Origin of the sequence: Nonomuraea sp. 10N515B (genome assembly GCF_052245915.1) — a bacterium.
Classification (GTDB): domain Bacteria; phylum Actinomycetota; class Actinomycetes; order Streptosporangiales; family Streptosporangiaceae; genus Nonomuraea.
Map to the genome: position 1 here is coordinate 87,497 of NZ_JBQQBQ010000027.1, position 21,646 is coordinate 109,142.

General features: G+C 69.7%; 18 protein-coding genes and 2 pseudogenes. 10 read left to right on the forward strand and 10 right to left on the reverse strand.

What is annotated here, in order from left to right:
* Both ACTWQA_RS33400 and ACTWQA_RS33405 read right to left on the reverse strand, forming a co-directional pair.
* Nucleotides 1–1,401 (reverse strand): IS30 family transposase, encoded by a 1,401-nt coding sequence (locus ACTWQA_RS33400; protein ID WP_443162973.1) that lies wholly within the window; start codon nucleotides 1,399–1,401, stop codon nucleotides 1–3.
* 50 nt (nucleotides 1,402–1,451) lie between these two features.
* Nucleotides 1,452–2,392, reverse strand: a pseudogene (locus ACTWQA_RS33405) (IS3 family transposase); the annotation flags it as partial.
* A gap of 77 nt (nucleotides 2,393–2,469) precedes the next feature.
* Between ACTWQA_RS33405 and ACTWQA_RS33410 the strand changes: the two are divergent.
* Complete coding sequence (locus ACTWQA_RS33410) at nucleotides 2,470–4,110, forward strand: Tn3 family transposase (RefSeq protein ID WP_443162974.1); 1,641 nt, start codon at nucleotides 2,470–2,472, stop codon at nucleotides 4,108–4,110.
* Nucleotides 4,111–4,193: 83 nt separating this feature from the next.
* Here ACTWQA_RS33410 and ACTWQA_RS33415 read toward each other — a convergent pair.
* The 4 genes and pseudogenes from ACTWQA_RS33415 to ACTWQA_RS33430 all read right to left on the reverse strand — a co-directional run.
* Nucleotides 4,194–4,451, reverse strand: a pseudogene (locus ACTWQA_RS33415) (M55 family metallopeptidase); the annotation flags it as partial.
* A 68-nt stretch (nucleotides 4,452–4,519) separates the two neighbouring features.
* The gene (locus ACTWQA_RS33420) at nucleotides 4,520–6,343 is read right to left on the reverse strand and encodes an FtsX-like permease family protein (protein ID WP_443162975.1); all 1,824 of its coding nucleotides are present in this window, start codon (nucleotides 6,341–6,343) and stop codon (nucleotides 4,520–4,522) included.
* Between the two features lie 5 nt (nucleotides 6,344–6,348).
* Complete coding sequence (locus ACTWQA_RS33425; RefSeq protein ID WP_443163004.1) at nucleotides 6,349–7,095, reverse strand: ABC transporter ATP-binding protein; 747 nt, start codon at nucleotides 7,093–7,095, stop codon at nucleotides 6,349–6,351.
* Between the two features lie 183 nt (nucleotides 7,096–7,278).
* A complete protein-coding gene (locus ACTWQA_RS33430; RefSeq protein WP_443162976.1) occupies nucleotides 7,279–8,469 on the reverse strand; it encodes a S41 family peptidase in 1,191 nt (396 codons plus the stop codon).
* Between ACTWQA_RS33430 and ACTWQA_RS33435 the strand changes: the two genes are divergently transcribed.
* The 4 genes from ACTWQA_RS33435 to ACTWQA_RS33450 all read left to right on the forward strand — a co-directional run bounded on the left by ACTWQA_RS33435 (nucleotide 8,462) and on the right by ACTWQA_RS33450 (nucleotide 11,560).
* Nucleotides 8,462–8,638 carry a hypothetical protein gene (locus tag ACTWQA_RS33435; RefSeq protein ID WP_443162977.1) on the forward strand — a complete coding sequence of 59 codons (177 nt, stop codon included), beginning with the start codon at nucleotides 8,462–8,464 and terminating at the stop codon, nucleotides 8,636–8,638. The genes ACTWQA_RS33430 and ACTWQA_RS33435 overlap by 8 nt on opposite strands.
* Nucleotides 8,639–8,706: 68 nt before the next feature.
* On the forward strand, nucleotides 8,707–9,360 hold the full coding sequence (locus tag ACTWQA_RS33440) for a response regulator transcription factor (protein WP_443162978.1): 654 nt from the start codon (nucleotides 8,707–8,709) through the stop codon (nucleotides 9,358–9,360).
* Nucleotides 9,357–10,451 (forward strand): HAMP domain-containing sensor histidine kinase, encoded by a 1,095-nt coding sequence (locus tag ACTWQA_RS33445; protein ID WP_443162979.1) that lies wholly within the window; start codon nucleotides 9,357–9,359, stop codon nucleotides 10,449–10,451. Before ACTWQA_RS33440 ends, ACTWQA_RS33445 begins: the two co-directional genes overlap by 4 nt.
* 131 nt (nucleotides 10,452–10,582) lie before the next feature.
* Complete coding sequence (locus tag ACTWQA_RS33450) at nucleotides 10,583–11,560, forward strand: tyrosine-type recombinase/integrase (protein WP_443162980.1); 978 nt, start codon at nucleotides 10,583–10,585, stop codon at nucleotides 11,558–11,560.
* A gap of 30 nt (nucleotides 11,561–11,590) precedes the next feature.
* Here the strand turns inward: ACTWQA_RS33450 and ACTWQA_RS33455 are convergent, their stop codons facing one another.
* Nucleotides 11,591–11,899: a hypothetical protein gene (locus ACTWQA_RS33455; RefSeq protein ID WP_443162981.1), complete on the reverse strand. Its 309-nt coding sequence runs from the start codon at nucleotides 11,897–11,899 to the stop codon at nucleotides 11,591–11,593.
* A gap of 1,035 nt (nucleotides 11,900–12,934) precedes the next feature.
* Nucleotides 12,935–13,693 carry an SDR family NAD(P)-dependent oxidoreductase gene (locus ACTWQA_RS33460; protein WP_443162982.1) on the reverse strand — a complete coding sequence of 253 codons (759 nt, stop codon included), beginning with the start codon at nucleotides 13,691–13,693 and terminating at the stop codon, nucleotides 12,935–12,937.
* A gap of 132 nt (nucleotides 13,694–13,825) precedes the next feature.
* On the opposite strand from ACTWQA_RS33460, the gene ACTWQA_RS33465 reads away from it, so the two are divergent.
* Nucleotides 13,826–14,578, forward strand: coding sequence for a TetR/AcrR family transcriptional regulator (locus ACTWQA_RS33465; protein WP_443162983.1), 753 nt, complete (start codon nucleotides 13,826–13,828; stop codon nucleotides 14,576–14,578).
* Between the two features lie 49 nt (nucleotides 14,579–14,627).
* Here ACTWQA_RS33465 and ACTWQA_RS33470 read toward each other — a convergent pair whose 3' ends face one another.
* Nucleotides 14,628–17,855 carry a BTAD domain-containing putative transcriptional regulator gene (locus ACTWQA_RS33470; RefSeq protein WP_443162984.1) on the reverse strand — a complete coding sequence of 1,076 codons (3,228 nt, stop codon included), beginning with the start codon at nucleotides 17,853–17,855 and terminating at the stop codon, nucleotides 14,628–14,630.
* A 102-nt stretch (nucleotides 17,856–17,957) separates the two neighbouring features.
* Here ACTWQA_RS33470 and ACTWQA_RS33475 point away from each other — a divergent pair, with 102 nt between their 5' ends.
* The 4 genes from ACTWQA_RS33475 to ACTWQA_RS33490 all read left to right on the forward strand — a co-directional run bounded on the left by ACTWQA_RS33475 (nucleotide 17,958) and on the right by ACTWQA_RS33490 (nucleotide 20,764).
* Complete coding sequence (locus tag ACTWQA_RS33475; protein WP_443162985.1) at nucleotides 17,958–18,596, forward strand: hemerythrin domain-containing protein; 639 nt, start codon at nucleotides 17,958–17,960, stop codon at nucleotides 18,594–18,596.
* 34 nt (nucleotides 18,597–18,630) lie between these two features.
* Entirely contained in the window at nucleotides 18,631–19,035 is a 405-nt protein-coding gene (locus ACTWQA_RS33480) for a DUF4267 domain-containing protein (RefSeq protein ID WP_443162986.1), read from the forward strand.
* A gap of 38 nt (nucleotides 19,036–19,073) precedes the next feature.
* The gene (locus tag ACTWQA_RS33485; RefSeq protein ID WP_443162987.1) at nucleotides 19,074–20,384 is read left to right on the forward strand and encodes an FAD-binding protein; all 1,311 of its coding nucleotides are present in this window, start codon (nucleotides 19,074–19,076) and stop codon (nucleotides 20,382–20,384) included.
* A gap of 122 nt (nucleotides 20,385–20,506) precedes the next feature.
* A complete protein-coding gene (locus ACTWQA_RS33490; RefSeq protein ID WP_443162988.1) occupies nucleotides 20,507–20,764 on the forward strand; it encodes a hypothetical protein in 258 nt (85 codons plus the stop codon).
* Nucleotides 20,765–20,887: 123 nt separating this feature from the next.
* Here ACTWQA_RS33490 and ACTWQA_RS33495 read toward each other — a convergent pair whose 3' ends face one another.
* Nucleotides 20,888–21,079: a hypothetical protein gene (locus tag ACTWQA_RS33495; protein WP_443162989.1), complete on the reverse strand. Its 192-nt coding sequence runs from the start codon at nucleotides 21,077–21,079 to the stop codon at nucleotides 20,888–20,890.
* Nucleotides 21,080–21,646: the final 567 nt, after the last annotated feature.

The window sequence follows — 21,646 nt, forward strand, 5'->3', positions numbered from 1 at the left end:
TCAAGGAGTCGTCGCAACACTGCTGTTCAGTACCAAGCTTAGGTGCTCGCTGAAGGCCTCTGCCGGAGTCTTCCACCCGAGAGTTTTTCGGGGTCTGGTGTTGAGCGCGAATGCTACGGCTGCCAACTCCTCGGCATTCCATCGTGACAGGTCGGTGCCCTTGGGAAAGTACTGGCGCAGCAGGCCGTTGGTGTTCTCGTTGGTGCCACGCTGCCAGGGGCTATGGGGATCGGCGAAATAGACCAGCAAGCCAGTGTCGATGCGCAGTTGAGCATGCTGGGCCAGCTCCGTTCCACGGTCCCAGGTCAGCGAGCGGAGTAGCTGCTCGGGTAGCCCGGTGATCTCTTTGGTGATCGCGTCCCTCACCGCCTCGGCGCCGCGGCCGGCCAACGCCGGGCCGTTCTTCACCCGTTCCTGGGTGCCGAAGCCCTCCATCCGCGGCAGGTGCAACAGCAGGGTGAACCGTGTCGTGCGCTCCACGAGGGTGCCGATCGCCGACCGGCCGGTGCCGATGATGAGGTCACCTTCCCAGTGGCCCGGGACCGCGCGGTCCTCGGCCTCGGCGGGCCTGGCGCTGATCAGCACCTCGGGGGTCACGTGGCCGCCGCTCTTCTGCCGGGCGCGTGCGCGCGGCACCCGCAGGGCACGTCCGGTGCGCAGGCAGGCGACCAACTCCCGTTTGAGCGCGCCTCGCCCCTGGATGAACAGGGCCTGGTAGATCGCCTCGTGTGAGATCCGCATGGTGTCGTCCTCGGGGAAATCGACCTTCAGCCGGTGGGAGATCTGTTCGGGGCTCCACGATGTCGTCCAGCGGCGGTCCTGACGCCGGGGTTTGTTCCGCCCCTTCCAGGGCGCCGTCTGCGGCCCCGCCACCGGCGTGCCGTCCGGGTGGCGGACCTCTCCCGCCAGCCGCTCCTGCACATACTCGCGCAGCTGCTGGTTGGCCGCCAGTTTGGCCGTCTTCGGCCGGCGAGCTCGGCGCTCGGCGTGCCATTGCGCGACCGTCGCTCGATATTCCACGTCATACGTCCGCGTCGAGGCGTTGCGCCGGATCTCGCGGGAGATCGTCGACGGCGACCGTCCCAGACGCCGCGCGATCTCGCGCACGCCGACCTTCTGGGCACGGCATAACGCGATCTCTTCCCGCTCTGCGAACGACAGATAACGGCCCGACACCGTCGGGGCAAGGCATGGTCCCACCCCGCCAGCCTGGCGAAACCAACGCGCTCCCACCGCCGGCGACACGCCGATCTCCACCGCGGCGTCCTCCGAGCTCACCCCACGAGCGATCGCTTGCCAGAACCGGACACGGTCCTCACGCCAGGCGACGCTCGGCCGCCCGGGCGATGGGATCTGACCGCGGTACAACCGGACAGCCTGCTGTTTCTTGCCCAGGCCCATTCACCAACACCTCCAACGACGAAGTGTTGCGAGCACCGGTTGAATCCGCCCTGCACTCCATGATCACTATGGAAGATCGCCCCGGACAGGTCTCCGCCCCGGGTCAGGGCCGCCGAGCGCAGCGCGTCGGCCACCAGGTCCGTGCGCATATGGTCGGCGATCGACCAGCCCGCCAGCCGCCGTGAGTGCAGGTCCATCACGGTCGCCAAGTAGAGGAACTCGCCATCACCGATGGGCAGATAGGTGATGTCGCCCACGTAGCGCTGGTTCGGCGCAGCGGCGGTGAAGTCGCGTTTCAGCAGGTCGGCAACCGCCTGATGGGACGGGCCGGGGACCGTGGTGCGAACCTTCTTGCGCAGGTGTACCCCGACGATCCCAAAGATGCGCATGATCCGGGCGACCCGCTTGTGGTTGACCCGACGGCCCTGATCACGCAGTTCGGCGGTCACCCGCGGACTGCCGTAGCTGCCCTCCCACTCGGCGTGGATCATGCGGATCTGTTCGGCAAGCGCGGCGTCGGCCGCGGCCCGCGCCGCCCGCGCCGTGGCGGCGGCCTGCCATCGATAAAACCCCGACCGGGAGACCTCAAGGACACGGCACAGTCGCTTCACCCCGAAGGCGTCACGGTGGTCGGCAACGAACTGGAAGCGACTCATCACCAGTTCGTCTCCCCGGCGAAATATTTCGCCGCCCGACGCAGAATGTCCCGCTCCAGCTCCAACTCCCGGATTCGGGCTTTGAGCTGCTTGTTCTCGGCCTCAAGCACGTCGTCGGAGACTACCGCCCGGCCCACCGGCCCTTTCGCCGGCCCCGCCTTGGCAGTCGTTGTCGATCCCGCGCCCGCAGCTCGCGCATCGCGAACCCAGATCCGCAGCGTTTCCCGGCTGACGCCCAGATCATCGGCGATCGACGAAAGCGTCCGCTCAGGCGACGACAGCACCAGCGCGACGGCATCCGCCTTGAACTCCGGCGGGTAGGCCTTCATGGCCACGAGGAACTCCTTGTCTCCGGATCTCCATGATCCGGCACTCAAGGTGTCCACATCTCAGGGGGAGGCCCCAGCTGTGCGTGGTGCTGGCGCTGCGCGACGGGTTGCGCTCCGGCGACATCTTCGTGCCCGGCTCGCGCCGCTACGCCGACCCGGCCACCTACCTGTACACGCCCGAGCAGTGGGCGCCGCGGCGTGCCGACTTCTGCAAGCTGGTCCGCAAGCCGGCCGACGCGGCCGAGGCGATCGAGCAGGGCAAGGAGGAACTGCACGCCGCGCTGGCCCAGCTGGAGCAGACGCTGGCCCAGGCGCTGCCGGACGACACCGGCGCCGTCCGGCTGGATGAGGACGACAAGCTGGTCATCCCGCCGCTGTCGGCCGAGGACGTGCCGAGCGAGGTCAAGGAGCTGAAGGCCGAGCTGACCGGGATGCTGCCGTTCGCGCCGATCGCCTCGCTGCTGATCGAGCTGGACGTGCGCACCGGGTTTCTGGACTGCTTCACCCACGCCGGTGGCCGCAAGATCAGCACGTCGACCGAGACCAAGCGCAACATCCTCAGCGTCTTGATCGCCAATGCCACGAACCTAGGGCTGGCCAGGATGTCGGAGGCCTGCGGCATCGGCTACGACGTGCTGCGCTGGACGCAGGAGTGGTACGTGCGGGAGGAGACGCTGCGCGAAGCCAACACCTGCCTGGTCAACCACCACCATGGCCTGGAGCTGTCGAAGGTGTTCGGCGGCGGCACCATGTCCTCCTCTGACGGGCAGCGCTTCCCGGTGCGCGGGAAGAGCACGACCGCCCGGGACATGACCATCCACGGCGGCCAGGTGTTGTCGTCCTATACGCACGTGTCGGATCAGCACTCCACCTTCGGCACCAAGATCATCGTGCCGAACGCGCGCGAGGCGCACTTCGTCCTGGACGACTTTCTGGGCAACGCCACCGATCTGCCCCTGTTCGAGCACGCGACCGATACCCACGGCGTCACCCTGATCAACTTTGCCCTGTTCGACCTGGTGGGCAAGCTGCTGTCCCCGCGCATCCGCGATCTGGGCAAGATCACCCTGATCCGGGACGACACCCCCACCGAGACGGTCAAGCGCTACCCGCACGCCGGCCCGCTGCTGAGCACCCGCTGGAATGAGGACCTGATCACCGAGTGCTGGCCGGACCTGCTGCGGATGGCCGGGTCGCTGAAGTACGGCCAGGCCACCGCCTCGCTGGTGGTGGGCAAGTGGTCGGCCGCCTCCCGGCAGAACACCCTGGCCGCGGCGCTGAAGGAGTGGGGCATGCTGCGCCGCACCCTGCACGCGGCGAAGTATCTGTCGGACCCGGCCTACCGCAGGAAGATCGCCCGCCAGCTCAACAAGGGCGAGAGCCTGCACGCGCTGCGCCGGGACCTGCACTACGCCCAGCAGGGCGCCGTCACCAAGCCGGCCCTGGCCGATCAGACCGACCAGGCGTGGTGTCTGACCGTTTTGACCAACGCTGTCATCACCTGGACGACGGAGTACTATTCGCTGGCCGTGCGGCAATTGCGTGCGGCAGGCCGGGACGTGCCGAACGAGCTGCTGGCCCACATCTCCCCGGCGCACAGCGAGAACGTCAACTTCTTCGGCGTGATCACCGTGGATGTGGAGGCGGAGCTGGCCAAGTTGGACGGCGGCGGCTGGCGGCCGCTGCGGCCCGCGCAGCTGCGTGAGCTGGGGCTGACGCCCTGACCCCGGTGCTGTTGGCAGGCGATGGCGTAGGCGGTTGATCGTAAGGGGTGGCTCCGCGCCGGGCGCGGGCCACCCCTTGGTGCTTACGACCCGTTCTGGGTGAGCGCGACGATGACGTGGAGCATGCCGTAGACGGCCGTCATGGTCTCGGCGTCGAAGGCGACGGTGCGCCCGCGCCGGGTGACGCTGCGCAGGAGCGCGGCCAGATCCGCCGCGCGCGGCTGATGCATGTCGACCTCGATGCGGAGCGGGTGCGGCACCGAGGCCGGCACCGAGGCCGGCGCTATGGTGGCGTGGAGCCGCATCGCCTGACCGGTGCCGCGCCGCAGGAGATCGTGTGCTTCGGCCGAGGTGAGCGGCTCAAGGAACGGATCTACACGGCATCATCAGGCTTGCCGTGGTGGTCAGCTTAGAGAGTCGCGGTCACGGGACGGCGGCCGCCAAGGTGGGCGGGAACGGAGGTAAGCGCCGCCACCACGAGCACGGTCGCCAGCACCAGGGCGATCATCTGCCAGGGTGCGGGAAGCGTGGCCTTGTCGCTGTCGCCGCCGGTGATCGTGTTGATGGCGGCGAACAGCAGGAACCCTCCCGGGAAGACACCCAGGACGGCACCGAGGAGCGCGGGCAGCACCTGCGTGGTCGCCAGGGCGACGGTCACTTCCCGCGGGGTGGCGCCGAGGGCGCGTGCCAGCGCCGACGCATGCCGGTTGTCGAGCACCGTCGCCCAGGTGATGACGATGGCGTTGACCGCCGCCAGGGTGAGCAGGATGACCGTCCAGACCAGGAGCACGTGCCGCAGGACCGCCACCTGAGCTTCGGTGTATGCGCCGGTGCCTGGCTGGTCGGCGAGGAAGGCGTTGAGCACCAGCAGGACGTAGATGCCGCTGACAGTGACCGCGATGCTGACCACGCCCAGCACCACCCGTCGCGGCCGGCGGGCGGCGACGCGCAGAGCGAGCAGCAGCGGGACGGGCAGTCGCGCTGAGAGAGTGATTAGCCAACCGGTGCGGCGAGGTGGGCGTGCCGCGTCGGCCAGCGCGCTGACGGTGCTGGAGCGGGCGCCGCGCACGGCCGGAACAGCGGTCGCCACCACGGCGACGCCGAGTGCCACGGCGGTCACCAGACCGCATGTGGACCAGGTCAACGACGCCGTCCCCGCGCTGCCGACGAGGCCGGCACTGGACTCGGTGAGCAACGGAGCGGTCAGCGCTCCGATCGTCAGCCCCGCCGCGGCCGCGACGACGGCCACAAGGAGATACTCCGCGAGCAGCACGGCAGCGACCAAACTCGGGGTGCCGCCGACTGCCTTGAGGAGTCCGACGCGTCGGTGCTGGTCGGCCATCCGGCCGCCGACCAGCACCGAGAGACTGGCCACGGCGAGCAGGCCGAGCAGCCAGGCGCCGATGAGCAGCAGGATCTGGGAGTCTTTGGCCAGGTCGGTGGCGTCGGCGAGGATGCTCTCCCAGGTCTGCATCGGCATGGCGCCCCCATGATCGCCGCCGCTCCGGTCGACGAATGCCTGCGCTTTGTCCGGGTCGGCCAGCTTCAGGTTCATCACGTAGGACAGGGAGCTTCGGTCCGAGGCGAGGCTCCGCACGTCCGCCTGGGTGAGCCAGACCAGCCCGGGATTGTGCAGCAACCCCGCCGGCAGGTTCCGGTCGTCGGGGATGGCGCCGTTGATACAGCCGGTGGAGACGATGCAGGACGCTCCGGGATAGGGCGGCATGGCGGCGGTGACCGCGACGCCGACGACCTTGAACGACCTGCCGCCCAGGGCGACCGAGTCACCGACGCCCACATCGAGTGAGTCGGCGAAGGCGGCCTCGATCACCACGCCGCCGTCGCTGACCCACTTGCCTTGCGTCACCTCGGGCTGATCGACCGCCGCGACGGTGGCGTCGCGCCCCATGGCCTGGACATCCGACGTCCGGCCGGACGCCTCGAGCTTTCCTGCGATGACGGGGTACGGTCCGCTGTGCTCGGTGACGCCGGAGGCGGTGGCCAGTTTCCCGAGCTCAGTGAGGCCGGCGAGGTTGGCGTTGGCGACCACGTCGGGTCCCTTGGTCGCCGCCCGGGTGCTCTGGTACGGGTCGCCGGCCGCGTCGCGCAGGACGAGCCCGAGCGTCAGCGTCGTGGTGGCGGCCAGGATGGCGATCAGCAGAAGCGCGGCCTCGGTACGGCGACGCCGGAGATCTCGCAGGGCGAGACGGATCACGAGAAGGATGCGGCCCATTGCGGTCAATCCTCCAGCCGGACGAGCGCGCCGAGCTGCCCGGTGGTGCCGCCGGTCAGCCAGGTCTCGTCCACGAACGCGCCGTCGCGCATCGAGAACTTCCGGTCCGCAGTGGCCGCGATCCGCGCGTCGTGGGTGACGATGACCAGCGTCTGCCCGGACTCGTGCAGGTCCTTGAAGAGCTGGAGGACGTCCAAGGTGGCGGCGCTGTCCAGGTTTCCGGTCGGTTCGTCAGCCAGGACGACCAGCGGCTCGTTGATCAGCGCCCGGGCGACCGCGACCCGCTGCCGCTGGCCGCCCGACAGCGCAGAGGGCAGGAACCGCGCCCGGCCGGCGAGCCCGAGCTGATCCAGCAGCTCCTCCGCGCGCCGCCGGGCGACCCGCGGCGAGCGTCCGGCCAGCAGCGCCGCCAGCTCGACGTTCTCGACGGCGGTGAGCTCCTCCATCAGGTGGAAGGACTGGAAGACGTAGCTGACCTCGGTACGCCGCATCCGGGCCAGCGCCTTCTCGCCGATGTTGTCGATGCGCCGGCCGTTCAGCGACACCTCGCCGGCCGAGGGCCGGTCCAGCCCGCCGAGCAGGTGCAGCAGCGTCGACTTACCGCAGCCGCTCGGCCCCATGATCGCCACCGTCTCTCCCGCGCAGACGTCGAGATCGACGCCGTCGACGGCGCGCACCAATCCCTCCCCTTTACCATGCTCCTTCCGCAGCCCGCGGGCGCTCAGTACGGGCGTGCCGACGGCATTGTTCACGATCCACTCCTTCGGATGGGTCCAGTTCTGCTTACGGGTCTTGAGCCGGCGCAGGCCCGCCTCAAACGGGAGCACGATGCCCTCCGCCGACAGCTCTGCGGTCGAGCGGGTCCGGCTCGGCCATAGCGGGGCGCTGGGTGTCGACGACGGCGAGAGAGGCGGCCGGCCGCTGCGGCAAGCGCGTCAAACAAGCGCCAGTGCCTTGGCCACACCCGGGTCGCGCCCGGTGGCCAGGTCGAGCGCGGTCATGGGGGCGTAGTGGTCGACCGGCACGCCGATCGTGTCGATGATTTCGCGGGCGGGGCCGAGGTGCCGGACCTTGGGCAGGAGCACGGCGCTGCCGTCGTCGAGGAGGTATGCCTCGCTGGGGCCGGAGACGGCTCCGGCGGTGCGGGTTCCGATGAGGGTGCCTAGGCCGTTGTCTTTGACTGCCGCGCTGAAGTCCTCGCAGGCCGAGGCGCACCCACGGTCGGTGAGGACGATCAGGCGCGAGCCAAGCAGCGGGACGCTGTCGTCGGTCCGGTTGGGCACGCACTCGCCCTTGAGTGGGCAGAAGTAGCTGGTGACCTTGCCGTGTGCGAATGCGCCGAGCAGCCGGGTGACCTCGCGAGGTGACCCGCCGCCGTTGCCGCGCAGATCGAGGACCACGGCCTTCGGTTTGTCCCGCAGCTTGGCGATGACCTGGTCGGCGGCGCCTTCGTAGAATCCGGGCAGTTGGATGTAGGTGACGCCGTCGGCGAGCTTCTTCGACGTCACCGCCGGGGGCTGCCGCGTGATGGGGCCCTCTTTGAGCTCGACGGTGCGGGTCCGTCCCGTCGTGGGGCGCTTGAGCGTGAGCTTTACCGGGTTGGTGGCGAAGGCTTCGACGATGCTCTGGTTCACGGTGTTCCCGATGAACGCCGGCACGCCGTTGGCCTTGACGATGATGTCGCCGAGTCTGATGTCGGCCTTGGCGGCGGGGCTGCCAGGCAGGACGCTGGTGATGAACAACGGCGGCCTGGCCGCCGGGTCGAGTTGCTGGCCCTGGCGGGCCGATATGCCCACGATGCCCGTTCCGGTTGGCCCGCCCTCTTGCGACGGGGTCGGCCTGACCGCGCGGGCGTGGTTGTCGTGCAGTCCGGCGACCATGCCGGTGATCGCAGCGCGCAGGGCGGCGGGGTCGCCGGCGCCGAGGACTTTCGCGAAGGCGGGCCAGTCGGTGTCGCGGTTCCCGGTCAGGGCGGGCAGCCGAAGGCCGGCCCGATCCGCGCCGCGCTCCATCAGGTTCTGGGTATAGGCGGCGAAGGCGCTCTTCAGCAGCTCCTTCGAATCCATGACGGAGCCGCTGTAATAGTTGTCCAGTACGCAGAAGTACGCCTGCCGGAGCGTGTTCACTGATGTCGGCGGTGCCGATTGCGGCGGTGGCGGCGTGCTGGTGGTGCAGCCCCCGTCTGTGGTGGCCGATGGGGACGATTCGAGCGTGGACCCGGGCGCGGATATGGAGCAGGCCGCCACCAGGACGGCCGCGCAGAGGGCTCTGATCATGGCCGCCAGCGTGGCCTGAAGCGGGTTACACGGTCGTGAACGGATCCGTTAACGCCATTGAAACGCCGGTTCGAGTATGAACGTCGGATGCGGATTCTGGTGGCCGAAGACGAACGCGACCTGGCCGATCTCGTGGCGGTGGGGTTGCGCCGCCATGCCATGGCCGTCGACGTGGTGTACGACGGGGCCGCCGCGGTGGAGCGGCTGGCGGTGCACGACTACGACGTTCTCGTGCTGGACCGGGACCTGCCCGAGATTCACGGCGACCTCGTGTGCAGTGAGCTGGTGGCGCGCGGGAGCCGTACGCGGATCCTGATGTTGACGGCGGCGGCGTCGGTGCCGGAACGAGTCGCAGGTCTCGGGATGGGGGCCGACGACTACCTGCCCAAACCTTTTGACTACACCGAGCTGGTCGCACGAGTGCAGGCGTTGGGGCGGCGCAGCCAGTCGCAGGTGCCACCGGTGCTGATGCGGCACGGGATCGTGCTCGACAGGCACCGGCTGCAAGCTTCGCGGGACGGGCGGCACCTGCATCTGTCACTCAAGGAGTTCGCCGTCCTTGAGGTGCTGATGAGGGCGGACGGCGCGGTCGTGAGCTCCGAACGGCTACTTGAAGAGGCCTGGGACGAGAACGCCGATCCGTTCACCACAGTGGTGCGGGTCCTGATCAGCCGTCTGCGGGCCAAGCTGGGCGACCCACCGTGCATCCAGACCGTTCCGGGCGCGGGATACCTGCTGTGACGACGATCCGGGTACGGCTCACCCTGATCTACTCCGGGCTGTTCCTGCTCACCTCGGTTGTGTTGCTGGTCACGGTCAACCTCCTGCTGCGCCGGGCGCTGGACGTGCGGATCGGCCGGCTGGCTGGCGGAGGGGCGGCGCCGCCGCGGGGCGTGCCGAACGATCGGCTACCACAGCTGCCCGAACTGGTGAACAACGTGATCGGCTACCAGTGGCAGGTGACCGCGCTGACGGTCGGGGCCCTGACACTGGTCTCGTTGGCCGTCGGGTGGTTGCTCGCTGGGCGGATCCTGCGGCCCATCCACCGGATCACCGCCACCGCGCAGCGGCTGTCCCTGTCGACCCTGCATGAACGGATCGCGCTCGCCGGGCCGAAGGACGAGCTGAAGGAACTGGCCGACACCTTCGACGCGATGCTCGACCGGCTTGAACGCTCCGTCGAAGGGCAGCGGCGGTTCATCGCGAACGCCTCCCACGAGCTGCGGACTCCGCTGGCCGTCCAACGGGCGGCGATCGAGATCGGGCTTCCCGAGGATGTCGGCGAGATCCGCGGCACGCTCCTGCGCCACAACCGCCGCGCGGAGAACCTCATCGACGCCCTGCTGGTCCTGGCCCAGGCAGAACACGGCCTGGACAACAGGAGTCCGGTGGCCCTGGACCAGGTGGTACGGCGCGCCCTGGCGGAAAGAGATGCCGACGGCGTCAGTGTGACGGGGCAGGCAGAGCCGTTCGTCGTCGACGGGGACCCTGTCCTGCTGAACCGGCTCGTCACCAACCTCCTCGACAACGCGGTCCGCTACAACCATCCCGGCGGAACCGTTGAGGTAACGCTCTCCCGCGGAGCGCTGACGGTCCGTAACACCGGCCCGCACGTGCCCCCGGAACGTTTCGGCGACCTCTTCAAGCCCTTCCGACGGCTCCACACGACCCCCGGACAGGGTGCCGGGCTCGGTTTGTCGATCGTCGCAGCGATCGCGAAGGCCCACGGGGCCGACGTGCGAGCGAGCTCCAACCCGGCCGGCGGGCTGGAGCTCGTCGTAGTTTTCGCGGGATCCGAGGACGCATCCCCCGCAGGAGGAACAGCGGAGTGATACATGTGACACAGAAGTTGCATTATCTGTCACACTCGCCCTCAGCGGATCGCGTCCGCCCAGCTCGCCGTCCGCCGCCGCGCGGCCGACTCGGCTACATTATGTGTCACATCGTCTGCCAGGAGGACGCCGTGTCCGTCGTGGCCTTCCCCGGCCCGTCCACCCCGCCGGCCGATCCCGCCACCGGCCCGACGACCGGATCGCCGGTCGAGGCCGCTGTCGAGCGCTTCCTGGAGTCCCTGCAGGCGGCCACCACCCGCGCCGGCTACGCCCAGACCCTCGCCCGGCTGACCACCGTGGCCGGGCCGCAGCACCCGGTCGCCGCGCTCACCCCCGAGCAGTACGCCGCGGTGATGCACCAGTGGAGCACCGCGGCCGCCGCAACCTGGAACCGCCACCTGTCCGCGCTGGTCTCCTTCACCACCTGGGCCCAGCGCCAGGACCTGCTGGCCACCAACCCCGCCCGGCGGCTGGAGCGCCGCAAGGCCGCGCGCCGTGGCGATCGCGCCATCCCCGCCGCCCGCCTGGACAAGCTGTTCACCGACCCCAAGCACGCTCTGCGCGAACGCCTGCTGTGGCGGATGCTGTACGACACGGCCGCCAGAGCCGAGGAGATCCTCACCCTCAACGTCGAGGACCTCGACCTGGAGTTCCGCCGCGCCCGCGTCACCAGCAAGGGCGGCGCCATCGAGTACGTGCACTGGGCCACCCCGACGGCCCGGCTGCTGCCCCGCCTGCTGATCGGCCGCACCGCCGGGCCGGTGTTCCTGGCCGACCGGCGCGCTCCCGCCTCCGGCCGCCGCGCGCCGGCATCCGGCGACGTCTGTCCCATCACCGGGCGGGGCCGCCTGTCCTACCCGCGCGCCGAATACCTGTTCAAGACCGCCTCGGCCGAACTCGACCCGCACCGCCAAGGGTGGACCTTGCATCAGCTGCGTCATTCGGCGCTCCAGCACCTCGCCCAAGCTGGCCGCACCGCGCCCGAGCTGCAGGCCAAGAGCCGCCACCAGCATCTGGCCAGCCTCGGCCGCTACGTGCGTCTGGGTGAGGAGACCTCCGCCCGCATCACTGCCGAAGCCGACCCCATCCAGCGGCGCCGCCCCCGCTGACCGCACCACACCATGGCGGCCGACCGCTCATCAGGTCGGCCACACTCGCAGGGTCTGCTCGTCATCGGAGTCGGGCTCGGCCCGCATTCCGGCCGTCCTCAGCGCTGCCGCGTACGCGGCAACCTGGTCCCCGGCACCGCTCGCGGGCCCGGCGAAAGCCACCAGGAAGGGCCGCTCTGCGCCCCCGCCTTCCACCACGAACCCGGCCCGGCCGTCGCTGAACTCCATCAGCCCGGCAGCACGCAGTGCGTCCCGGATTCGCTCGGCATCGCGATCGCGCTCGCTCCACAGCGGCCGCCGCCCTTGGCCGTAGCCGAACCTCGGCTCGTCGTCGCCCATGATCCCACCGTAGACGCCTCGTGACTGCCGTCCAGACCCGCGTATCGCCGCAGGTCAGGCAAATCCGTTGGAAATTTCCCCGCGACTACAGCGAGGCCGTTCAGGAAGAAGAACCGCTCCAGCTCTTCGGGCGTCGGGTCCGCCATGAACCGGCCGTACCGGCCCACCTGCTCGTCAGACAGATACTCATGCGGCACGAATCGTCACCGTACCGGGGATGCTGCGTTACTACTTGCCGGTATGCCTAAATCGAGACCCGCTTGTCCGCGCTACAACCCCAACACACCGCTGACCTGCGCCACAGCGCTTATCGAGAAATCTCGTTGGGATATGACCACGACCCCAGCCCTGTTCGCCCGAAACTGACCGGATCTGGCCGCGGGACCGCGGCCACGTGTGCTCAAAGCCAGTCGAGCCATCGCGAATTTTTCCAGCGAGCTCCCGATCAGTGCTGGCCGACGCACACCCTCCCCGGAGCCATAGGCAGTGAGCTAGTCGATTGCAAGGTGATGACCGTTCCCGCTGAAATTTACGTGACCATTCCGCCTTGACCTGCAGATAATCACACGATTTCACTACGAAACGTCATTAAGATTGCAGTGGGAAGGCCGCGCGGGAAAGAACAAGCGCCTAGGTGATCAGCCTCGATGATCTTCGGCCGTGGTGGAATAGTGCCTTGACCTGGGCGCTGAAAGGCATTGACCAAGTGCCATTGCAATTTAAGTGACCAGTCCCACGGCCGCACCGCGCCCCCAGCCGGCGCCCAGCACGGCCCGCCGGTGGCGACCAGGCCAACGGTGATGGGCTCGTTGAATCTGTCTCTGGGCGGAATCTCGCGACGGTCGGAATCGCAGGGGGTAGCGGTTCGGCGGCGTACGACGCACCACCCTGGCTGCGAGTGGGGCGTCGTACCTGTTGCGCTATCGACCAATCGGTATGTCCTCGACTGGCAGGCCGCCGCTGCCATCGAAGCTGATGCGTTCCTCCATGTGCGGGTCCAGGAACTGCTTCGCGGCGATGGTGGCAGCGGGTCTCTTACTGGGCCTTGTAGCCGCCGTCGACGTTGAGAATGGTCCCGGTGACAAAGGACGCCGCCGGTGAGGCGAGCCAGGTGATGGCTTCGGCGACCTCGGTGGGGCGGCCCATCCGGTTGACCGGCTGGAGGGCTGCGATGGTGGCCTCGTCCCAGGTGCCCGCCTCGATGGCGGTGCTGAGGATGTCGGTCTTGATCGCGGCGGGGGCGACACCGTTGATGCGGATGTTGTCGGTGGCGTACTCCAGTGCGGCGGACTTGGTCAGGCCGACCACGGCGTGCTTGGTGGCGGAGTAGTTGGCCGCGTAACGCATGCCGCCCAGTCCCGCGATCGAGGCCAGGTTGATGATGGCGCCGCCGGGGTTGTCCTGGGCCATCATCTGCTGGATCTGGTACTTCATGCCCCAGAAGACGCCGAGCACGTTTGTGGTGAGCATCTGCTGGAAGCGGCTGGTGGGCTCGTCGGCCAGGCGGCCGGTGTCGAGGGAGACCCCGGCGTTGTTGACCGCGATGTCGAGCCGGCCGAAGTGTTCGACGGCGGCTGCGATCAGCGCGGTGACGGACTCTTCAGAGTCGACATCGGCGGCGATGAAGGCGGCTTCGCCGCCGTTGCCGCGGATCTCACGGGCGACGGCTTCTCCCGCCTCCTTGCGGCGGCCGGAGACGACGACCGCATGGCCTGCGCGAGCCAGGGCCAGGCTGGTCTCCTTGCCGATGCCGGTGGTTGCTCCAGTGACCAGGGCGACGCTGGAAACGCTCATGACGTTGGACCTCTTTCACGTGCTGGTGGCGCAACCGACGACCGCTATAGAAGACCGTCGGTCTCTTATCTGTCAAACATTAAGAGACCGAAGGTCTGATGCCAAAAGACCGGCAGTCTGTAAGATGGGCGCATGGCGACTTTCCAGCGGGCGCGCAGCGAGGAACAGCGCGAGATCCGGCAGCGGACGATCCTCGACACCGCGGCGGCCATGCTCGACGAGATGCCGGTCAGCGCGGTCAGCCTGAACGAGCTGAGCCGACGCGTGGGCCTGGCGAAGTCCAACGTGCTGCGGTACTTCGAGTCACGCGAGGCGGTCCTGCTGGAACTCCTGGACCACCACTGGCGGCAGTGGACGGCCAAGCTCCCCGAGCAGCTGGACGCCGCGATCGCCCCGGACGCTGCGGTGCTCCAGCGCGGACAGGAGTTCGCCGCCGTCCTGACCCGTTCCCTGGCGCAGAACCGGGTGCTGTGCGACCTGCTCAGTGCCCAAGCCGGCGTCCTTGAGCACAACGTCTCCGCCGACGTGGCCGCCCGCTACAAGCGATCCGCCCTCGACAATGTCGCAGCCCTGGCCGCGCTGGCCCGCCGTCACCTGCCCGAACTCGGCGGTCACGCCGACCAGTTCTGTGCCCAGGCGATCATGGTGATCGGCGCGGCGTGGACCCACGCCCGGCCCTCCGCAGCCATGCTCGCCGCGTACGAGGCGGATCCCTCTCTCGCGGCCCTGCGCATGGACTTCGCCGCCACCCTGGAGGAGATGCTGGCCACCCTCATCGCGGGAACACTGGCCCGGGCAGGCGATGTGACACACAATGTAGCCGAGTCGCCGTCGTGGCGGCAGGCGCCGAGCTGGGCGGACACGGCCCGAAGGCCGCCTGTGTGACAGATAATGCAAGTTCTGTGTCACAGATGTGCGGCGCCGTGGGCAGAGGCTAGGTGGTCGTTCGCAACTGGGCCTCGGCGGCCCAGTGGGGTGCGTTCCAGTGGTCGGCGATGGTGGCGGCCTGGGTGAAGTGGGCGGCGGCCTCGTCGGTGCGGCCGAGGAAGACGGCCAGTTCACCCAGGGTGTGGGCGACCGGGCGAAGCGCCAGGCTCGTGGCGCCCGCCGGGGGGCCGTTGCGATGCGGAAGCAGCGTCGCGTAGATCTCCTCGGCGGCATCGCGGTCGTTCAAGGCGACGATGGCCATCGCGCGCAACGTTGTGAGGAAGGTGAAGAAGAAGTCGGGGCGGATCGGGCAGGGTGACGCGCGCACCTCGCGGGCTTCGGCGTCCAGGCCGTTGGCGTGGAGGGCGAGCGTGAGCAGGTCGGAGACCATGGGGCCGAGCGCGGCGTGGAGGGCGCGCACGTCGTCCAGGTGCGCACCGAGCGTGCCGTCGTTCAGCCAGATCGTGGCCAGGGCGAGTTGGAGAAAGCCCGTGGCGTGCACCGATCCGATGCGCCGCATGCCCTCGTCGGCCTTGATGTAGAGGAGTTCGGCGTCGGCGAATCGGCCTTCGATGAGCGCCAGGCTCGCCAGCGTGATCTCGGCGACGGCGATCGCCTCGCGCATTCGGTAGGTGCGCGCGAGTTCCAGGGCCTCGGTGATCACCTGGTGCATGGTCACCGGGTCGTTGGCGTCGGCGGCGCCGCTGGCATGGTTGAGCAGCCCAGTGACGCGGTAGACCGGCAGGTCGTGCTCGGTGCCGATCTCCACGAGCTCCCGGCAGAGCTCGGCGTCGCCGTGGACTCGGGTCAGGATCTCGAGTGCCGCGGCCCGCAACCGGGGTTCGGTGGCGAGGTCAAGTGCCTCCTGCGCTGCCTCTACAACCGTCGGGTCGTCCTCGCCGACCAGTTCGTGCGCGTACGCCGTCAGGAGCCGGGACCGCACCGAAGGGGTCAGGTCACGCTTCAGCAGGCGGCTCAGGCGGTCGACGATGGGCCGGTCCACCGTGCCGTACGTACGGGCCTGCCAGGCGGTCGGCTCTGTCCACGCGGTGAATGCGGCGATCATCAGGTCGTCGCGGCCCAGAGACTCTGCGTACTCCACGGCTTCACGGCGCGTCTCGCGCGCGGCTGCGACGGCCCCCGCCCGGATCTGCGCGCGCAGCAGCCTGCCGAGCAATGCGACGCGTTCGTCCGGTCCGGTCGAGTTGGCGACGGCATCGGTGAGGAGGTCGGCCGCCACGTCGTGGGCGTAGCGGGCCTCGGCAAGCTCGGCGGCCTGGACGCAGTAGCCGACGGCCTTCGGTGAGCCGGCGCGCGCGTAGTGGTGGGCCAGCGCCGCGATGTCGTCGGTGCCTTCAAGAGCGGCGGCGATCCGGGCGTGCATCCGGGTCGCACGCAATCTGCTGACGTCGGCGATGAGCGTGTCCCTGACGAGGGCGTGGACGAAGCGGATGAGTCCTGGGCCGGGCTCGTCGAGGAGCCCGGCGATGACGCCCGCGTCGAGCGCGTCCATCACGCCGTCCTCGTCGGTGTCGGCGGCCTTGACGAGGACGTCCACTGAGCTTTCCCGGCCTGCGACCGCGGCCAGCCGGAGGACGGACACGCCTCCCTCGGGCAGGCGCGCGAGCCGTCGGCGCAGGACGTCCCGTACGCCTTCGGGGACCTCGGAGAGGGCGACCAGCGCGCCTTCGCCATTCAGCAGCCGGGCGCTTTCGCGCACGTAGAACGGGTTGCCGCCGGTGCGCTCGGCGATCCCTGCGATGGTCTCCTCGTCGGCCTCGCACTCGGTCCGTACGAGCTCCGCGACGGCCTCGTCGTTCAGCCCCGGCAGCGCTAGGCGGAGGGGCGTGGCGCGCGCGAGGGAGGCCAGCGTTTCGGTGAGGTGCCCGCTCTCGTCCGCGCGGTACGAGGCGACGGCCAGGATCGGTGCCCGCATGCCGAGGACGCCGCCGAGCAGTTCCAGCGTGGTGGCGTCCGCCCAGTGCAGGTCGTCCAGTACGACGGCGACCGGGCGTTCCGTGGCGACCGCCGCGAGCCACTTCCACACGGCTTGGCGCAGGCGGAACCGTCCAGCGGTGGCGTCGGCGTTCACCGGCCCGGTGTCGGTGAGCAGCGGCGCGAGGTCGTCGGCGAACTCGCCCGGGGACCTGGACGCGGCGACGGCTCTGAGCGCCTCAGTCCAGGCCCACGCGGGCGGCGCGCTGTCGACCTCGGGGCAGCGGCCGACGGCGACCAGCCATCCGTCACGTTCGAGCCGCCTGCCGAGGTGTTCCAGCAGCGTCGACTTGCCGAGCCCGGCCTCCCCGGTGACAAGGGCGATACGGGCTCCGTCGGTGGCGGCCCCGGTGGCGGCCGTGACCAGTGCCGACAGCTGGGCCTCGCGTCCCACGAACGGCGCCTCGACGATCGGAGCCGTCCCCGGGAGAGGGGCCACCTGCGGCAGCGGTGCGGTCAGCGGGGGCGGGGGCACGGTCGCGCGTAGGACGTCTGTGCGCTGGGTGAGGATCGCCTCCTCCAACGCCGTCAGGTCCGGGCCAGGGTCGAGCCCGAGCTCCTCGGCGAGGATGCCGCGGGCGCGGCGGAGTGTCGCCAGCGCGTCGGCTTGGCGGCCGCTGCTCCACAGTGCCAGGGCGTGCAGCCGCCAGCCTTCCTCGCGGAGGGGCTCGTCGCGGGTGAGCCGCTCGGCCTCGGGAACCACCGCGGCGGGGTCGCCGATGCGCAGACCCGCCGCGACGTGCAGCTCGGTGGCAGCCAGGCGCAGCTCGTTCAGCCGGGCCGTCTCGGCGGCGGCCCACGGCTCGTCGGCGACCTCGGCGAACGCCGGTCCCTGCCACAGCCCCAGCGCCTCGGCGAGCCGAGCCTGCGCGGCGCGTAGGTCGGTGTCCGTACGCGCTTGGCCCAGCAGGCCCTCGAACCGCCACGCGTCCACCGCCTCCGGTGGCAGCCGCAGCGCATAACCCGGCGCCGCGCTCACCAGCAGCCGGGCCGGCGTGCGCGGCGGGCGTCCGGGCTCCAGCAGTCGGCGCAGGTTGGACACGTACGCCTGCAGGGACATCAGCGCCCGCGCGGGCGGCTCCCCGCGCCACAGATCCTCGATCATCCGGTCGACCGGCACGACCTGCCCACGCGCCGCCACCAGCAACGCCAGCACGCCCCGCTGCCGCGGCCCGCCCAAGGGAACGGGCTCGCCGCCGACCTCGGCCACGAAAGAGCCCAGCACCCGGATGAAGACCATGATCCGCATATCTTACGTGGACGTTCCAAGTCCCCTCCAAATCCCCTCCAAACACCCAGGAGCAGCCTGAACACATCGCAACCGATGAAGGGGCGGGAACAGATGAGCGTCAACACCCGGGACATGGAGATCGTCCACCGCGTGCTCCGCCGTGAGTCACGGCTGCTGGTGGAGCTCGTGGCGGCCGTCGCCCCGGGTGACACCGCTCGCGCCAAGGTGATCGCCGGCCACTTCCGCGTCTACCGGCTGGGCCTGCACAACCATCACGAGGGCGAGGACGAGCTGCTGTGGCCGCCGCTCCTTTCCCGGGTGGACCTGGAGGCCGACATTGTCCTGCGCATGCAGGCCCAGCACGAACGCGTCGCGGCCACCCTGAGCAGGCTGGACGCCTCGGTCCCCGCCTGGGAGGCCACCGCGGGCGCCGACGAACGCGACACCCTGGCGGCCGCCCTCTGCGAGCACCGCGCGGTCCTGCTGGAACACCTCGACGACGAGGAGGCCACCCTCCTCCCGCTCGCGGCCAAGCACATCACCCAACAGGAGTGGGCCTCCCTAGGCGACCACCTGGTGAACAACACTCCCAAGCTCACCCTGCTCACGCTCTTCGGCGCCGTCCTGGAAGACGCGAACCCGGCCGAGCGCGCCATCGTCCTCAGCGGCCTTCCCGCCCCGGTCCGCGTCATCTGGCACGTCATCGGCCGCCCCCGTTACGCCCGCCATATCCGCCGTGTCCGCGGCTGAACTCTGCCCGTCCGTACATACAAGGAGAACGACCATGTCGCTGAAGAAGCTCAACACCGTCCTGGCCGCCGTCGTCGTCCTGTTCACCCTCTACCTCGGGTTGTCCTTCGTCCTGCCCCTCGGGACCACCTTCCCGGGGCTGGCGAACTGGCCCTCTGACGGCAGCGGCTTCTCCATCGTGAAGGGCAGCCGCGAGATCGCGATGGGCCTGGCCATGGGCATCCTGCTAGTGACGGGCTACCGCCGCCCGTTGGGCTGGGTCCTGCTGATGGTGGCCGTCGCCCCGTTCGGCGACATGGTCAACGTCCTGGCCCACCACGGATCCACGGCCGCCGCGCTCGGCATCCACGGCCTGACCGCGGCGCTGATCGCGGTCACGGGGTTGCTGACCCTCCGCGAGACCAGCACCACCCCGGCGACCGCCGCGCAGCCCGCCTGACGTCCGCATTCTCTGACAACTCGAAAAGGGAGACGACAATGACGATCAACGATCTGCGCGGTGTCCTCAAGGGGCGCGTGCTCCTGGCCGATGACGACGGCTTTGAACAGGCGGCCACCGCGTGGAATCTGACCGTCAGGCAGCCGGTGGCGGCCGTGGCGGAGGCCGCGGATGCCGATGACGTGGCGGCGCTCGTGCGTTACGCGCGGCGGGCGGGTATGACGGTGACCGCGCAGCCGAGCGGGCATGGTGCCTCGGGTGATGTGGAAGGCCTGATCCTGTTGCGTACCGGCCTGCTGAACGAGGTGGAGGTACGCGCGGAGGAGCGCGTGGTCCGGGTGGGCGCGGGCGTGAAGTGGGGGCAGGTGCTGGCGGCGGCCGGTCCGCTGGGTCTGACCGGCCTGTCCGGCAGCGCGCCGGGGGTCAGCGTGACCGGCTACACCCTGGGCGGTGGGGTCGGCTGGTTCAGCCGCAAGTACGGCCTGGCCTCCGACAGCGTGCGGGCTATCGACATCGTGGACGCCGATGGCGAGCCGGGCCGGGTGACCGCCGAGTCCGATCCCGAGCTGTTCTGGGCGCTGCGCGGCGGTGGCGGGGACTTCGCGGTGGTGACCGGCCTCGAACTCGAGCTGTATCCCGCGCCGGCCCTGTACGGCGGGCGCGTGATCTGGCCGGAGCACCGGACCAGGGAGGTGTACGACGCGTTCCTGGAGATCACCGCCGAGGCGCCGCGTGAACTCAGTGTCTGGATCAACCGGCTCCAGCCACCCGGCGCGTCGCCGATGGTGACGCTGGATCTGGCCTACTTAGGTGAGGCGGCTCAGGGGGAGGACCTGCTGGCGCGCCTCGACAAGATCGAGGGCGCGATCCTCGACAGCCGCGGCGTTGTCCCGGTTGCCGACCTGGGTGACATCGCCGCCGAGCCCACCGATCCGGCCCCATCCATCGCTCGTGCGGAGCTGCTCACCGGCCTGGACGCGGACGCGGTGGAGCTCCTGCTGGCCAAGCCGGTCGAACCGCTCATCAACCTGCAGATCAGGCACCTGGGCGGGGCGCTCGCCGAGCCGGGCGGCGGGGCCGGTGCGAGCGGCGCGGTGGCTGAGCCGTACCTGCTCGGCCTGCTGGGTCTCGGCCTGCCGCACGCGGCCGATGCGACGCGCGCCAAGCAGGCCGAGGTCGTGGCCGACCTGGAGGCCTACATCAGCGGCCGCAAGCCGTACACCCTGCTGTCCCCCGGTGAGACGGCGGCGAAGTCCTTCTCCGGCAGCGCGCTCGCGCGGCTGCGGGAGATCAAGCGGGCCCGTGACCCCCACAACGTGTTCCGCGCGAACTACCCGGTGCTCGGATAGATCGGTTCCCAGCAGGTCACGGCCCCTCCGCCCGCCGGGGCGGCGGGGCCGCACCACACCCGCGTGACAGATGTCGCCGCGAGCACGGTGAAGGGCACACGCACACAGGAAGGACTCGCACAATGAGAGGTATCCGGCGCACCGTGGCGATCAGCAGATCCGCCGGCGCATCGGTGACCTCCCGCTCCCACTCCACCAACAGCGCGGCCAGCAACGTCACCGCGGACGCCTGCGAACTGGGCGCACGGCGCCGCAGATGCGACGGCGACTCGACCGCAGCCTGCGCCCGCCAGGACGCCGGCACCTTCGGTGCCACGTCCGCGAACAGGTTCTCGGGTAGCCCCGATCGCGGCGACCCGAGCCTCGCCGAAGACCAGTGAGACCAGCACGAGGAGCAGCACCGGCAGTATCACCGTGAAGAACGACGTGGACGGGTCGCGGCGTAGCCGGATCTCCGCGTGCGCGGCCTGGCCAGCGGGCCGGAGCGTAGACGTGCTGCGCCGTCACCGGCCCCCGTTCAGCGGGATCACCGCATCAGCGCTCCACCACCGCACCTCGCCGTCTCGGGCCATGCCGTAGCACAGCCCTTCCACCCGCACGGACTGACCCGGCTTGAGGTGGTTTTGCTCACCCGGCAGATTGAACTTGATCTTCGTGGAGTCGGTGCCGTCCATGGCCAGCAGGTTCACGACCATGATCGGCCGACCGTCGTCGATGACGCGCGCCTTCTTGGTCGTGAAGTCCTTCGCCGCATTTGCGGGACCCCTTTGGCCGCCCGACGTACCGGCGCGCCTGCCGCCTGCTCGGCTTACCGCAGGTCACGATGGGACAGGTGCGCCACGATGATCTGACGCCTCAGCTATCGTCCCGGCAGTCGGCGATCACCGACGCCTGGCTACAACTCGTCCTCCGTCTGGCCGGAGCGCGCGCCAGCCTCCCGTCCCAGCCCGCTCATGGGGAGCGTGCGGAGTCCAGTCCCCTCCTGTCGGCGGCCGACCGCCGCACGCCCCGGGCCGATACGCCACCGCACCTTCGATTGGTCGGCGACGCGGCATCCCCTACCTATCAGCAACACGCCGACTACGCGTAGTGAACCTTGCCTGTGACCCCAGCCCCCGCCCTGCACGGTCAAAAGTGGGCAAGTGTCTGCCGCAAGCGCCCCAGGATGCTCCACATCGACCATCCCGCCCCGCATGGTGGCTCTTGCGGCCTCCTACTTCGGGACGCTCATCCACTGGGAGGCCGTCCCGGCACGATCCGGA